The sequence below is a fragment of the Microbacterium sp. UBA1097 genome (assembly GCF_002313585.1).
Classification (GTDB): domain Bacteria; phylum Actinomycetota; class Actinomycetes; order Actinomycetales; family Microbacteriaceae; genus Microbacterium.
On sequence record NZ_DCBW01000045.1, the window covers coordinates 1 to 12904 of the forward strand.

General features: G+C 67.2%; 15 protein-coding genes and 1 tRNA gene. 9 read left to right on the forward strand and 7 right to left on the reverse strand.

Annotated features, from left to right (window positions below):
- A partial coding sequence (locus tag B4F19_RS10755; protein WP_292734830.1) for an SGNH hydrolase domain-containing protein occupies positions 1–616 on the forward strand: 616 nt, incomplete at its 5' end.
- 11 nt (positions 617–627) lie between these two features.
- Here B4F19_RS10755 and B4F19_RS10760 read toward each other — a convergent pair.
- The 4 genes from B4F19_RS10760 to B4F19_RS10775 all read right to left on the reverse strand — a co-directional run bounded on the left by B4F19_RS10760 (position 628) and on the right by B4F19_RS10775 (position 3494).
- Positions 628–1479 carry an alpha/beta fold hydrolase gene (locus B4F19_RS10760; protein ID WP_292734833.1) on the reverse strand — a complete coding sequence of 284 codons (852 nt, stop codon included), beginning with the start codon at positions 1477–1479 and terminating at the stop codon, positions 628–630.
- A gap of 40 nt (positions 1480–1519) precedes the next feature.
- Positions 1520–1864, reverse strand: coding sequence for a histone-like nucleoid-structuring protein Lsr2 (locus B4F19_RS10765; RefSeq protein ID WP_228176893.1), 345 nt, complete (start codon positions 1862–1864; stop codon positions 1520–1522).
- Positions 1865–1951: 87 nt separating this feature from the next.
- Positions 1952–2575 (reverse strand): helix-turn-helix transcriptional regulator, encoded by a 624-nt coding sequence (locus B4F19_RS10770; protein ID WP_349675952.1) that lies wholly within the window; start codon positions 2573–2575, stop codon positions 1952–1954.
- Positions 2576–2945: 370 nt separating this feature from the next.
- Complete coding sequence (locus B4F19_RS10775; protein WP_228176895.1) at positions 2946–3494, reverse strand: methylated-DNA--[protein]-cysteine S-methyltransferase; 549 nt, start codon at positions 3492–3494, stop codon at positions 2946–2948.
- Positions 3495–3714: 220 nt separating this feature from the next.
- Between B4F19_RS10775 and B4F19_RS10780 the strand changes: the two genes are divergently transcribed.
- Together B4F19_RS10780 and B4F19_RS10785 are read left to right on the forward strand one after the other, a co-directional pair.
- The gene (locus B4F19_RS10780; RefSeq protein WP_228177174.1) at positions 3715–7395 is read left to right on the forward strand and encodes an AAA family ATPase; all 3681 of its coding nucleotides are present in this window, start codon (positions 3715–3717) and stop codon (positions 7393–7395) included.
- Positions 7382–7582 (forward strand): hypothetical protein, encoded by a 201-nt coding sequence (locus B4F19_RS10785; protein WP_228176896.1) that lies wholly within the window; start codon positions 7382–7384, stop codon positions 7580–7582. The genes B4F19_RS10780 and B4F19_RS10785 overlap by 14 nt, the downstream gene beginning before the upstream one ends.
- A 135-nt stretch (positions 7583–7717) precedes the next feature.
- On the opposite strand, the gene mscL is transcribed toward B4F19_RS10785, so the two are convergent.
- Genes mscL through B4F19_RS10800 form a run of 3 tightly spaced genes read right to left on the reverse strand, consistent with a single transcriptional unit; the run spans position 7718 to position 9117 of the window.
- Positions 7718–8146, reverse strand: a complete 429-nt coding sequence (gene mscL, locus B4F19_RS10790; RefSeq protein WP_228176897.1) for a large conductance mechanosensitive channel protein MscL — start codon at positions 8144–8146, stop codon at positions 7718–7720.
- Between the two features lie 23 nt (positions 8147–8169).
- Positions 8170–8493: an FmdB family zinc ribbon protein gene (locus tag B4F19_RS10795; protein WP_228176898.1), complete on the reverse strand. Its 324-nt coding sequence runs from the start codon at positions 8491–8493 to the stop codon at positions 8170–8172.
- A 27-nt stretch (positions 8494–8520) separates the two neighbouring features.
- Entirely contained in the window at positions 8521–9117 is a 597-nt protein-coding gene (locus tag B4F19_RS10800) for a 5-formyltetrahydrofolate cyclo-ligase (RefSeq protein ID WP_228176899.1), read from the reverse strand.
- A gap of 117 nt (positions 9118–9234) precedes the next feature.
- Between B4F19_RS10800 and galU the strand changes: the two genes are divergently transcribed.
- The 6 genes from galU to B4F19_RS10830 all read left to right on the forward strand — a co-directional run.
- Positions 9235–10122 (forward strand): UTP--glucose-1-phosphate uridylyltransferase GalU, encoded by an 888-nt coding sequence (gene galU / locus B4F19_RS10805; protein WP_292734841.1) that lies wholly within the window; start codon positions 9235–9237, stop codon positions 10120–10122.
- A gap of 24 nt (positions 10123–10146) precedes the next feature.
- Positions 10147–10776 (forward strand): GNAT family N-acetyltransferase, encoded by a 630-nt coding sequence (locus B4F19_RS10810; RefSeq protein ID WP_292734844.1) that lies wholly within the window; start codon positions 10147–10149, stop codon positions 10774–10776.
- A gap of 84 nt (positions 10777–10860) precedes the next feature.
- Positions 10861–11811, forward strand: a complete 951-nt coding sequence (locus B4F19_RS10815; RefSeq protein ID WP_228176902.1) for a large exoprotein — start codon at positions 10861–10863, stop codon at positions 11809–11811.
- A 54-nt stretch (positions 11812–11865) separates the two neighbouring features.
- A tRNA-Ala gene (locus B4F19_RS10820) sits at positions 11866–11938 on the forward strand.
- 114 nt (positions 11939–12052) lie between these two features.
- Complete coding sequence (locus B4F19_RS10825) at positions 12053–12331, forward strand: hypothetical protein (protein ID WP_228176903.1); 279 nt, start codon at positions 12053–12055, stop codon at positions 12329–12331.
- The coding region (locus tag B4F19_RS10830) for an Lsr2 family DNA-binding protein (protein WP_422662293.1) at positions 12328–12904 on the forward strand (577 nt) is incomplete at its 3' end. The genes B4F19_RS10825 and B4F19_RS10830, both read left to right, overlap by 4 nt.

The window sequence follows — 12904 nt, forward strand, 5'->3', positions numbered from 1 at the left end:
CGGGGACCTCGACCCCTACCCGCCCGAACTCACCCGGCGAGCCTCACCCCCACCGGAAGTCCGAAGAGCCCGTTTCACCGATGTCCTCGTGCAGAACGACGGCGACGGGATCATGGCTGCCTGCCCGCAATGCAAGGAATTCGTTCGCGCACTGATCGCGGCTGATCAGCCATCCCTGCTCGTCGTCTCGAACGTCTTCACGCTTGGGCGCTCGACGGAAGGAACCGATCTGTCTGCGCAGGATCTCGTCACGGCGGCGCAGGCCGAGACTGCCACGTACGGAATGCCCGGACGAGTCGTGTACCTGGCTCCGCCGCCGCAGGGAGTGAACCTCGGTGCGTGCTACTCGCAGGTGTCGTCCCCGGCGGCGTGCGCGGCCGCGGTCGACGACACCTGGATCGCGATGTGGGAGGCGACAGCAGCCGCCGCGGCGGCATCCGGTGATCATGCCATCGACGCGCTGCCATTCAGCTGTTGGGAGGGGATCTGCCCCGCGTTCGCTGGGACGCTACCGACCAAGTACGACCAGACGCACCTGACGGTCCCGTATGCAGAGCACATCGCGCCGTATCTCACGTGGGCGCTTCAGAGCCAAGGCCTCATCGCCAACGGCTGACGGTCTCGCGATCACCCGAGGTGCTCGTCGAGCGCCGTCATCACGGCATCCGGATGGGCCAGTCCGACGAAATGCCCTGCCTCGGGAAAGTTCACGAGCGTTGCCGAAGGCAGCGCGCTGACCATTCGTGAAGACCAGACAGGTCGGATGAGCTGATCGGCGTCGCCTTGGATGATGGTCACCGGCGCAGAAACCTCGGCGGGCGTGAAGCCCCACGGCGCTCCGAAGACCCGGTACTCGTCGACCGCGCCGTCGATCTGCGTGACTGCCTCGAGCATGCAGGCGGTATACCACTCGGAACGGGCGCGGATGATCGCCGCATCGGCGGGCCCCAGCGATTTCTCCGACAAGCGTTCAACCTGCTCTGGCCTACGGCGTAGCATCCGCCGCATCACATGGAAGTAGCTGCGGGCTGTAGCGGGCAGGCGCCGGGACAACGTGATGAGCCGCCGGTCCATGCGGTTGAGCTCGCGGAGATTGTCGGCGTCGTCCAGCGGCAGCGCGCCCGCGATCACGACGACGCCTCGAATCCTGTCAGCCTGTGCCACGGCAGCCGCTAGCGCGTACTGTCCGCCGGCCGACCAACCCAGCGCGACGGCGTCGGTCGCGCCGATGTCGTCGAGAACGGCGCCGACATCCTCATGTCCCCACGAGAGAATCGACCGCTGCGGGTCGCGATCGCTCATTCCGACTCCGGGACGGTCGGGCGAGACGATCCGGATGCCGCGGTCGCGCGCAATCTCGTCGTAAGCCGACGCATCCCCGGCGCTCACCAGTCCGCCGTGAGCGCTGATGACTGTGCGCGATGAGCTGGTGTCACCGAACACGCGATAGCCGATCGCACGGCTCCCAATGGTGACCACGCGCGATGCGGACCCCGTGATCTGAGGCTCCATCGCCGGCTCAGTTGGCGGCGTTGTATGCCTCGAGGACGGATGCTGGGACCCGACCGCGCTCAGAGACGGAGTAGCCGTTCTCCTTCGCCCAGGCGCGGACCGCGCTGTAGTCCTGTTGGCCGGAACGCCGGCGCTTGCGCCCGGCGGTCGACCCGCCCTGCGATGCCGAGATGCGCCGGCCTGCGGAGACATAAGGGGCCAGCGAATCCCGCAACGCCGCGGCATTTGCATCGGTGAGGTCGATCTCATATGCCGTGCCGTCGAGGGAGAACGTCAGTGTTTCTCCTTCGCCGATTTCCAGAACTGTTCCGTCGAGATCATCGACGAGTTGGTGAACAATTTTGCGTGCCATATGTCGAGTCTATTGTGAATGCAGCCGCTCGTCGGGGGGAAAGTCCCTCGCGGGGTGAATTCCGTTCTTTCGCGACTGGACGCCGAATTACGGCAGAATTCCGGCACGGCGGGCCTTTGTCACAGCCGCGTGGCGGGTAGAGACATCCAGTTTGGACATCGCCGATTGCAGATAGGACTTGACCGTTCCTTCGCGGAGCCCCAGGGATGCCGCCACTTCCGCGTTGGTCGCGCCCACCGCGACACTGGCGAGCACATCGACTTCTCGAGGGGAAAGGCGTATGTCCAGCGTGGCGGCTGATCTGTCGCCGCTCAAGGCGGCTAGCCGCCGCTCGATGGTCTGGAGTCGACGTTTCACCGATTCGTCCGAAATCGCGGCCGCGATGCTGCGTATTTCGGCGTAGCTCTCTCGCAGCTCTTCGCGTGCGGCACTGCCGATATCGGTCGGTGCTGGCGCCGCGAAGCTCGATAGGCGGCGTTCGATTTCGCTTCTCACGCGCAGTTCGGTGGCGAGAGATTCGGCAACAGAGAATGCGGCGCGCGCCACGACCTCGCCCACGGCGGATTCCGCCCACGAACCGCAATAAAGCACTCCCCGCGCCCGACCATCGACCATCACGGGAACCGCGAACAGCGTGGAGATTCCCTCGCCGAGAACCGCGCGATCATAGTCATGAGTAATGCCCCGCGCGGTGCGGTAGTCGATCGCCAACCGCGCGCGTTTTTCAACCAGCGACCGACCTCCGAGTCCCCGCTCGGGTTGCACGACGAGTCCGGCAAGCGATCGAGTCCGAGTTCCGGCCGTCGCGGTGACCGGTAGGAGCCCGTCGGTAGTCAGCCCGCCGAAGGCGACCGGGAACTTTGTGACGCGGGGAAGACTGTCGACCGCGCGCGCGAGTAACTCCTGCTCCGTCTCGGAGGAGAATCGCAGGGCCACATCGACCGCCTCGTGTCGGGACGACCGCGTCGGTCCAGGACGTCACTGTCGCCGAATTCAGTAGCGATGAGGCTACCACCGGTGATTCCACGTGCGCAGTGCGGGACCCCCGGTGTGCGCCGGGGGTCCCGTCGGTTGCGCCGGCCTACACGGCGCGACCGGTCTGGGCTCGCTCGAGCGCGTTCGACTCGAGGTCGAGGAGGAATCTCTTCGTTTCGGGGTGGCCGCCGTACTCTCCGATCGATCCGTCGGCTCGGATGACGCGGTGAACCGGGACGACGATCGAGAACGGTGTCGTCGCGCATGCCGTGCCGACAGCGCGTGCAGCCCGCGCGCGCCCAGCCATGACAGCGACCTCGCCATATCCGGCGGTCTCGCCGAACGGGATTCGCGTCACAGCCTCGAGCGCGTCGCGCGTGAAGCCGCGCACGAGTCGCCAGTCGAGCTGCACATCAAACGCCGTCCGATTGCCTGCGAAGTACTCGTCGAGCTGCGCCGCAAGCTGCAGCGCGGCATCCGTGGTTCCGGGGCTCGGCTCAGCCCGAAGTGCCAATGTCAGGGCCGCGAGGTCATCACCGGGGTCGTCGTACGCGGGATGACACGAGATGACCGCATCGGGCGTGCCGACGATCAGGATGTCTCCGAGGGGAGTGGGATGCAGGAGGTATGTCGAGGAGACGGCTACAGGAGGCATGTCTCCATCCTGTTCGGCGATGCGGGTTCGGATGCGGAACGGGTTGCCGCGGTGGACAGTATGGCCACATCGGCGGCGGGGGAGGAAGCCCTGACGGATGTGGCGTGTCGCGCAATACCGCAACACTCGTGGTGCGTTACCGGGACGCATCGAGAGCGCAACCTAGTCTGACCGTGTGGTGCGAGCAGAAGGTGGCGTCATCCTTGGCGCTGATGGTGCGATGCGTGCGGTGTCAGTGGACCCCGCAGACCTGACTCTCGCCGACACCGACGCGACGATCGTCCACATCGCCGAGCAGGAGCGTGAGAGGTTGCGCGCCCAGGCAGCGGACCTCGGCGGTCGCTCTGCGCTCCTGCATTTCTCAGACGCACCGGATGCCGGAATCGAGATCACCAAGGCACACCCGGGAAGTCTGCCGCAGTTCATCACGGGACGATCGACACTTCTGTCGGGGCTGTTCCGCGACGAAGTCGCCCTCGGTACCGCTCGGCGGGCCGCCGAGCGGATCACCACCAAGAACGTTGAACTGCGCACGGCCCGCGGTATCGATGCCGTGCGCCTGGCCGTCGGGATCGCGTCATGGCGCATCGGGGGGCTCGAGTGCATCGCTCCCGTGCTGCTGCGCCCACTCGCGATCCGTCGTCACCACACCGACTTCGAACTGAAGCTGCACGGCAGTTTCCAGGTCAATCCCGAACTGCTGCGTGCGATGCGGATGCACTTCGGGATCGAACTCGACGGCGACGCCCTGTCGGGTCTTGCCTACGATCAGGGCGTCTTCAAGCCGCAGCCGGTGATCGATCACCTGCGGGCGCTCATGGCGCAGATTCCGTCTTTTGTGGTCAAGCCGCGGCTTGTGGTCTCGACGTTCGTGGACGTCGGCTCCGCGATGGCACGCGACTCGGCCCAGTTGGACCACCCGGTTCTGAACGCCCTCGCCGGTCATCCCGCCGATCGGGAAGCCGTGACGCTGCGCCGGCCGGTTCCTGTGATGCCCGGGCCCGACGAGCGCGTCCCTGCCGCCGACACCCTGCTGTTGGACGCCGACGCCGAGCAGGAAGCCGTGCTGGCTCGGGTTATTGCGGGCCAATCCCTCGTGGTTCACACGCTGCCGGGAACCGGGGGCACCCAGACCGTGATCAACGCGGTGGGAGCGCTCGTGCGCGAAGGGCGGCGGGTCCTCGTCGTCAGCGCTCGCCGCTCGACGCTCGACGGTGTTCGCCACCGCCTCGCCGGCGTCGGTCTACCGGGACTTGCTGTCTCGCCCAGCGAACTGCAGCGGGATCTCGTCCGCGCAATCGGACGCAATGAGAAGGCAGTCGCCCCAAAAGTCTCCGAGATCGATGACGCACTCGTGCGCCTTCGCACGGTGCTGCGCGACTACCGGTCTTCGCTGGCGGATCGCCACGACGCACTGGGTGCCTCTGTGCTCGACATCCTGCGGGAGCTGTCGGCGCTTGCCCAGCGTGAGGAGCCCCCGACGACGACCGCGCGCCTGGACATCGAGACTCTCGTGCGCCTCGCGAAAGGACGAGAGGATGCCGCCGCCAAGCTTGCGTCGGCGGCGCGCCTCGGCGAGTTCCGGATCGGCCCGTCGGATTCACCCTGGTACGGCGTGAGCTTTGCCACGACCGAGCAGGCGCGCTCAGCGCACGCGCTGGCCGGCAAGCTCCACCGCATGGACCTTCCGCATCTGCTGGAGCGGGGATACGTCCTGCTGGGGCAGACCCACATGCGCCCGTTCGAGAGTGTCGGCGAACTCGGCGAGTACCTGCGGCTGCTGCAGGGCATCCGAGACTCCCTCGACCGCTTCAGCCCGACCGTATTCGAACGGCCGATCGGCGACCTCATTCAGGCGCACGCGCCGCGCCGCGACACCTCGACGCTCAGCGGAGCAGACCGCCGGCGGCTCCGGCGCCTCTCTCGCGAATACGTGCGCCCCGGCGTGCACGTCGGCGACATGTATGAGGCGCTCGTTCGCATCCAGAAGCAGCGTCAGCAGTGGCAGCGCTACGTCGAGGCGAACGTCGTTCCCGACATCCCGCTCGGCCTTGCCGATGTCGCGGTTGCCTGGCAGCGGGTGGATGCCGAGCTCAGCGAGCTGGATGCCGTCCTGGGGCGATCAGGGTCGCAGGCGCTGTCGTCGCTTCCGGTGAAGACCCTCGTGCGTACCCTTGCTGGACTGGCCGCGGAGTCCGAGGTGTTCGAAAACCTCATGGAACGCGCGAGCCTGCGCAGTGAGTTGGCCTCCCTCGGCCTCGAGCCGCTTCTTCTCGACCTCTCGGTGCGACACGTTCCCGAGCAGCAGGTCGCGGGTGAGCTCGAATACGCGTGGTGGCAGTCGGCGCTCGAGCACCTGCTACGCAGCGATCGAGCGCTCCTGGGCGCCAACACGGCAGTCGTCGACCGCTTGGAGCGTGATTTCCGTCTGGTGGATGAAGCGCACGCCGCGGCATCCGGGCAGCTCCTGGCCGCCCAACTGGCGACCCAGTGGCGGGTCGGGATCGTTGATGAGCCGCACGAGGCGGCGGCGCTGAAGCAGGCGCTGCGCGAGGGGAGGACGTCGCCGCGCACCGTCGTGTCAACGGCGCCGGCACTCATGCGCTCGCTCGCCCCGGTCTGGCTGGCCTCGCCCTACGAAGTGCCCGCGATCCCCGACGACCTCGTCTTCGACGTCGTCATCATCTCGGATGCCGCATCGCTGAGCCTCGCCGAGGCTTCCCCCGCGATCCGTCGTGGCCGCCAGATCGTGGCGCTCGGCGATCCCGTGACCCAGAAGCCGACGGCGTTCCGGGTGGCAGCCGGGACGCCGACCGCCGAGGACGAGCCGGAGGAGCCGTTCGACGACGCGAGCGTATTCGAGCGTCTTGCCGAGATCCTGCCCGTTGAAACACTCACGCGCAGCTATCGCGCGGGCGGCGAGGACCTCGCGGAACTGGTCAACGGCGCGTTTTACGGCGGCGAGATCGTCTCCCTGCCCTGGGCCGGTTCCTACCTCGGACGTGGAAGTCTCTCGGTGGATTACGTCGAGGGCGGTATCGGTGTGCCCGACCCCGAATCCGGCGCGGTCGAGAGCCCGGATGCCGAGGTCGCCCGGGTGGTGACCCTTGTCGTCGAGCACGCGGTCAACCGCGGGTCCGAATCGCTCATGGTCATCACCGCCAGCGCGAAGCACGCTGCCCGCATCCGTGCCGCCGTCGACCGCGCGTTCGCGGGACGGTCCGACGTCGCCGACTTCGTCGCGCGCGACTCAGCCGAGCCGTTCTCGGTTCTCACGCTGGAAGAGTCGGTGGCTGAGAGCCGCGACCGCGTCATCTTCTCGCTCGGTTTCGGACTCACTCGCCACGGGCGTGTCCTCAGCGACTTCGGTGACCTGTCGAGCGCCGACGGTGAGCGGCTTCTGACGGTCGGGATGACGCGTGCTCGCCGCTCGATGGTGATCGTGTCCTGCATCCGTCCCGGCGCCGTCGATGACCGTCGCCTCGCGCACGGCGCGGCATCCCTCATGTCGATCCTGGGAGACGTCGAACGTCGCGCTCGGGTGTCTCGCCAGGAGGATGACGGCGACCCGTTGATGCTCTCGCTCGCGAAGGAACTGCGGCGCCTGGGCGTTGCTGTCGAGGTGAATTACCGGGGCCTGCTGCCGCTGGTCGCGCATCATCAGGGCAAGGCCGTGGTCGCCGAAAGTGATCCCGAGACGATCGGCGGATCGTTGCGCGAATCGCTGCGGCTGCGCCCGCAGATCCTGCGGCGCCTGGGCTGGCATTACGTGCGTGTGCACTCGTTCGATCTGTACAGCGACCCCGGCGGCGTCGCGCAGCGGATTGCCGGCATCCTCGGGGTGACGGTCGAAGCGCCCGTTGCCGAGGGTGACACGCAACCGATCGATGTCGTCGCCTGATGAGCGTCAGCGCGTCGAGCGCGTTCCCGGATCACGCCGCGCGCGTCTGACTCCGGCTCCGGGGACCGATGTCGCCCCAGAAGCCCCGGATGCCGACGCCGACCCGTCATCGGGGGCGCCGACGACGTCATCCGACACCGGCCCCAACGACGATCGTCTGCGAGCCGACGTCCCCCCGCACTATTGAGCTCGCGCGCTACCCGCCCTCTGCGCCGAACCGCACATCCCGCCGCGAACCCACAGGGTCCGGCCAGAGAATCCTGTGGGCTCGGCAGGGAGAGTGTGGGTTCGCGGGCAGTGACGCGGGGCAGGATGCCTCGCGTCAGGGCTTCGGCGGGGTGGCGTCGTTCTGCTTCTGGAGCAGGTCGCGGATCTGGATGAGGATCTCGGCCTCGCTCGGCATCGGCTCGGGCTCGGGTGGCAGCTGCTCTCGGGCCGCGGCGCGCTCCTTGAGCTTGTTCATCGGCATGACGAAGACGAAGTAGACGACCACGGCTACCGCGAGGAAGTTGATGACCGCGCCGATGATCGCTCCGAAGGCGAAGGTCACGGTGCCGCCGCCGAGGGTCGGCACAGGCACCGCCAGCGCCTCGTTGAGACTGTCAGCGGCGAAAAACAGACCGATCAGCGGATTGATGAACGCCGACACCAGAGTGTTGACGATGCCGGTGAAGGCGGCGCCGATGACGACGGCGACCGCGAGGTCGATGACGTTGCCGCGGAGGATGAACTCCCGGAATCCCTTGATCATTGCGGTCCCTTCGTGATGGAGCGTCAGCTGGCGGCGGTCGCGGTGCTTGTCGAGGTGCTAGATCCCGACGACGAACTCGAACTCGACGACGAGCTCGAGCTGTCGGACTTCGAACCCGAGTCCTTTGAGCCGGAATCCTTCGAGCCGGACTCCTTGCCAGCGCCGGCACCCGTCCGGGAGTCGGTGCGGTAGAAGCCAGACCCGTTGAAGGTCACGCCGATCGATCCGTACTCCTTGCGAAGCGATCCACCGCACTCTGGGCACTCGGTGAGGGAGGCATCCGTGAAGGACTGCACGGCTTCGAATCGGTGGCCGCACTGGCGGCAGGCGTAGGCGTAGGTAGGCATCGGTGGTCTTTCGGTCGGTGCGAGGGATCAGGTGTGGGGAGGATGCAGGTCGACGATGCGGGTCGGCGTGACGACACCGGTGACCGGCTGATCGTGCACGTCTCGCGGGACCTCCGCGACGAGCTCATCGTCGAAGACGACGGCGTAGACGGGCGGGCACCGCTCCATCGAGCCGATGGTCTTGTCGAAGTAGCCGCGTCCCCAGCCGAGCCGCATGCCGGTCGTGTCGACGGCGGCGGCGGGAATGACCATGAGGTCTACGTCGTTCACGGCGATCGGGCCGAGGAGTTCACCGGTCGGTTCCGGCATCCCGAACAGCCCCTCGACCTCGCTGCCGTCGCGCTCGGCGACTGTCCAGTCGAGGAGCCCGTCGGCGCGGGTGATGGGGAGCAGGACCCGCAAGCCGCGGTCGATTGCGGCATTGACGAACTCGCGGGTTCCCGGCTCCGTCGTCGTCGACAGGAAGCACGAGAGGGATGTTGCGCCCAAGCGCTCCACGAGCGCATCGAGCTGGGTCCGGATCCCCTCCGCGGCGGCCTGCCGGGCGGCTTCGGAGATCGTCTGCCGACGCTCTCGGAGATCCGCGCGCATCGCACGCTTGGCATCGGCGATCGCATCAGACATGCGTAGATTCTAGGCTGCTTGCGTGCGCAGGCAGGCTTCGGCATCCGATGTCAAGGGGTGACGGCGCGTCGCGTATCCGTCACATCGCGTTCATAGCCTCTCGGTAGAGTGAGGGCCATGTCTGATCTCCCCTTCAAGGCAGTGATCCCCGCGGCGGGCCTCGGCACTCGCTTCCTTCCTGCCACCAAAGCCATGCCCAAAGAGATGCTGCCGGTCGTCGACAAGCCGGCGATCCAGTACGTCGTGGAAGAGGCCGCGACTGCCGGCATCCAGGATGTGCTGATCATCATCGGGCGCAACAAGAACAACATCGCCAACCACTTCGATTCGGTTCCCGAGCTCGAAGAGAAGCTGCGCGAAAAGGGTGACGGCAAGAAGCTCGCCGCCGTCGAGCACTCCTCAGACCTGGCCGAGGTGCACATGGTGCGCCAGGGAGAACCGAAGGGCCTCGGGCACGCGGTGCTGCGTGCGAAGTCGCACGTCGGAAACCACCCCTTCGCTGTGCTCCTGGGCGACGACCTGATTGACGAACGCGACCCGCTGCTGGTCAAGATGCTCGATGAGCACCGTCGCACCGGTGCCGCGATCGTCGCGCTCATGGAGGTCGACCCCGAGCAGATCCACCTGTACGGATGCGCGGTTGCCGAGCCCACCGATGACCCGGATGTCGTCACCGTCGGCGGCCTGGTCGAGAAGCCCGCCAAGGAAGACGCTCCCTCGAACCTTGCGATCATCGGCCGCTATGTCCTCGCGCCGACCGTGTTCGACGTGCTCGAGCACACCGAGCCGGGTAAGGGCGGCGAGATCCAGCTCACCGACGCTCTCGAAGAGCTCGCGAAGGACCCCGACGGACCCGGCGTGCGCGGCGTGATCTTCCGAGGACGCCGCTACGACACCGGCGATAAGGTTGACTACATCAAGGCCATCGTTCAGCTCGCCTCGGACCGCGAGGACCTCGGCGCCGAGCTGAAGCCCTGGTTGAAGGATTTCGCGGCGACCCTGTAGCGCCGCCCGGGCGGGAGGGGTCACGTGGATCTGACGTCACCCTTCCACCACGGCCCGGTGTCGATCCGGCTCGTGCGGCCGCGCGATGCCCGCGTGCTCCAGCAGCTATTGCTCGACAACCGTTCGTGGCTGCGCCGGTGGGAGGCCACAAGCCCCGACGGACCGGTCTCGTTCGACATGAGGCTCAGCATCCGTCGCCTGTTGCAGCAACACCGCGACGGGGCGGGTGTGCCCTACGTCATGGAGTACGACGGTACGGTCACGGGCCAGCTCAATGTCTGGGGCATTGCGCGGGGTTCTCTCGCATCAGCGACCATCGGGTACTGGATCGCCGAGGAGTTCGCCGGCCGCAACGTGACGCCGATCTCGGTCGCCCTCGCCACCGACATCTGTTTCCGGGAGCTCAACCTGCATCGGGTTGAGATCTGCATCCGTCCCGAGAACCGCGCGAGCCTGCGTGTCGTTGAGAAGCTTGGCTTCCGGTACGAGGGCTATCGGCGCCGCTACATCCACATCGACGGGGACTGGCGCGACCACTACGCCTTTGCGCTCGTTCGTGAGGACGTTCCCGAGGGTGTGCTGCGCCGGTGGGCGTCGGGGCACGTACCCCCGGATGCCGCGACAGTTCCCCCCGAAGACCGAATGCCCGTCTGAATCGAGCCGTCTCGACGCGAACCCGCACCGACACACGTCGTGGGATCCCGGGATCGTGGGCTGCCGTCGCATACCGTATGGATCATGGATGGGCAGGTACTCGGAGGCGGCGTGATCGTCGCGGTCTCCGTGCTCCTGTGGCTCGTCTATCTGGTGCCCTCCTGGTACGAGCGCCGCCAGTACGACGCTGCCGAACGTAATGCCGTCCGGTTGAACCAGGCGCTACGCGTCCTCGCTGAGACGAGCGAGACGCCCGACGAGGTTCGGCTCGAACTCACCACCCGCACGGCACAGGCCCAGCAGCGGGAGGCCAAGCGCGCGCTCGCTGAGCGCGAGCGGTTGGCGAAGCTCGCTGCCGCGGAACGTGAGCAGGCAGCGGTGGAGGAAGCCCGTTCCGAACTCGTCGCCGCGCGGTCGCTGCCTGCTGCCCGCCGCGCACGCGCTCGCCGCCGCGCGCGGCTGTTGACGACGATCGTCGGGCTTGTCGCCATCGCATTCCTCGGATGGGGTTTCTGGCTGCTCGCCACGACCGGGTCGCAGACGCTGTTGTGGTGGTCGGCCGGCATCCTCGCCGTATGCGCCGCGATGCTCGTACAGATGGCGCGCGTGTCGTCCCGTGCCGCGGTGGGCTCCCAGGTCACCGTGGAAGCTCCGGTGCGTGCTGCCCCCGCCGTACAGGACGTTGCGCTCCCCGTCTCACGCCAGTGGGCGCCGCGTGAGCTACCCAAGCCCCTCACTGCGGCATCAGGATCCCGTGCTGCGGCAACGCTCGACGGTGTGGCTGCGCGCGAGGCGCTGCGGCAGGCCGCCCGCGATGAGGCGATGCGTCAGCGGGCGGAAGCTGCTGCGCCGCCCACTATCGACCGCGCTCGCGCTGACCGGGAACGTGCCCGGCAGGCGGCATCCGCTTCTGCGCCTGCGCGCGAGACAGGTGCTTCGGCGGGACCCGATTTCGGGCGCATGGGTTACGTCGACGACGCCGAGATCGAAGCCCACGTCCGCGATCTGTTGAGCCGCCGCGCCGCCAGCGCTTAGGGGCTCCAGCGATTCAGCCCGCCGGGGCGTGCGTGATAGTGTTACTGGGTTCACGGGCCTGTGGCGCAGTTGGTAGCGCGCTTCGTTCGCAATGAAGAGGTCAGGGGTTCGAATCCCCTCAGGTCCACACCCGGAACCGCGTGATTACGCGGCATTCTTGGGCACTGGATGAGTTCAGCCCTCCAGCGGAAACCACCTGTGGGGCCCTTCTTGGGTCTCGCGGACCGCAAAGGAGCAACTCATGTCCTCTGTCCACCGTGAATACGAATCGACTGATTCGCCCTTCTTCTCCTTCTGCTCGTGCGCGCGGAACGCGGACCACGCCGCGGAAGCGGCGCCCTCCTTCGATGACGTGGCCGCGCTCTGCAGCACGTGGGGCAACGCGATCGAGCATGAAGGGTTCGACCCCGACGACTTGCGCGAGTATGTCGACCACCACGTGGCGCTGGCCGCCAGGCCGGGGGCCCTCGCTGACCCTCTGGAGGCCGCGCTTGCCTTCTCGATGGAGTCGGGCAGGTGACGCGCCGCAAGACGGGGCTGGCCCGTCGCAATCCGAACGACTTCGGCTCCGTCGAAAAGCGCGGCGAGCGCTACCGTGCACTGTTTCGTAGGGACGGCCGCACGATTCGGGCTCCACGCACTTTCACGACGCGCGATGACGCCCGCCACTGGTTGAGTGAGCAGGAACGCGCGTTGCGCGGAGGCACATGGATTGACCCGCGTCTGAGCGAGGACTCGCTCGCGGCCTACGTTGCGGCCTGGCTCTCGGACCACAGCGCCGACCTCTCGCCGCGCACAGTTGAGAACTACAGCAGGCACCTCACCAAGTGGGTGCTCCCAAGGCTCGGGAAGGAGAGACTGGGCGAGATCACGCCCGCGAAGGTGCGTTCGTGGCGGGCTGGCTGTCTGAAGGACGCCGCCGCAGCAGCCGGGGCCGGACAGGAGCAGCCCTCGGCGGTCAGCATTCGCGCCTGGGCTGTGGCGACTGGGCTGGATGTGGCACCTACTGGACGCTTGCCCCAGCACATCGTGCTCGCGTGGAATGCCGCTGGCTGTCCCACCCTTACTAAGCCTCGATCCACCGATGAGCCTT

Bases quoted from the DNA above. Each gene is read 5' to 3' on its own strand.
- B4F19_RS10765 (WP_228176893.1), bottom strand. From the start codon at position 1,864: ATGGCACGCAAAATTGTTCACCAACTCGTCGATGATCTCGACGGAACA.
- B4F19_RS10775 (WP_228176895.1), bottom strand. From the start codon at position 3,494: ATGCCTCCTGTAGCCGTCTCCTCGACATACCTCCTGCATCCCACTCCC.
- B4F19_RS10780 (WP_228177174.1), top strand. From the start codon at position 3,715: ATGCGTGCGGTGTCAGTGGACCCCGCAGACCTGACTCTCGCCGACACC.
- B4F19_RS10785 (WP_228176896.1), top strand. From the start codon at position 7,382: ATGTCGTCGCCTGATGAGCGTCAGCGCGTCGAGCGCGTTCCCGGATCA.
- mscL (WP_228176897.1), bottom strand. From the start codon at position 8,146: ATGATCAAGGGATTCCGGGAGTTCATCCTCCGCGGCAACGTCATCGAC.
- B4F19_RS10795 (WP_228176898.1), bottom strand. From the start codon at position 8,493: ATGCCTACCTACGCCTACGCCTGCCGCCAGTGCGGCCACCGATTCGAA.
- B4F19_RS10800 (WP_228176899.1), bottom strand. From the start codon at position 9,117: ATGTCTGATGCGATCGCCGATGCCAAGCGTGCGATGCGCGCGGATCTC.
- galU (WP_292734841.1), top strand. From the start codon at position 9,235: ATGTCTGATCTCCCCTTCAAGGCAGTGATCCCCGCGGCGGGCCTCGGC.
- B4F19_RS10815 (WP_228176902.1), top strand. From the start codon at position 10,861: ATGGATGGGCAGGTACTCGGAGGCGGCGTGATCGTCGCGGTCTCCGTG.
- B4F19_RS10825 (WP_228176903.1), top strand. From the start codon at position 12,053: ATGTCCTCTGTCCACCGTGAATACGAATCGACTGATTCGCCCTTCTTC.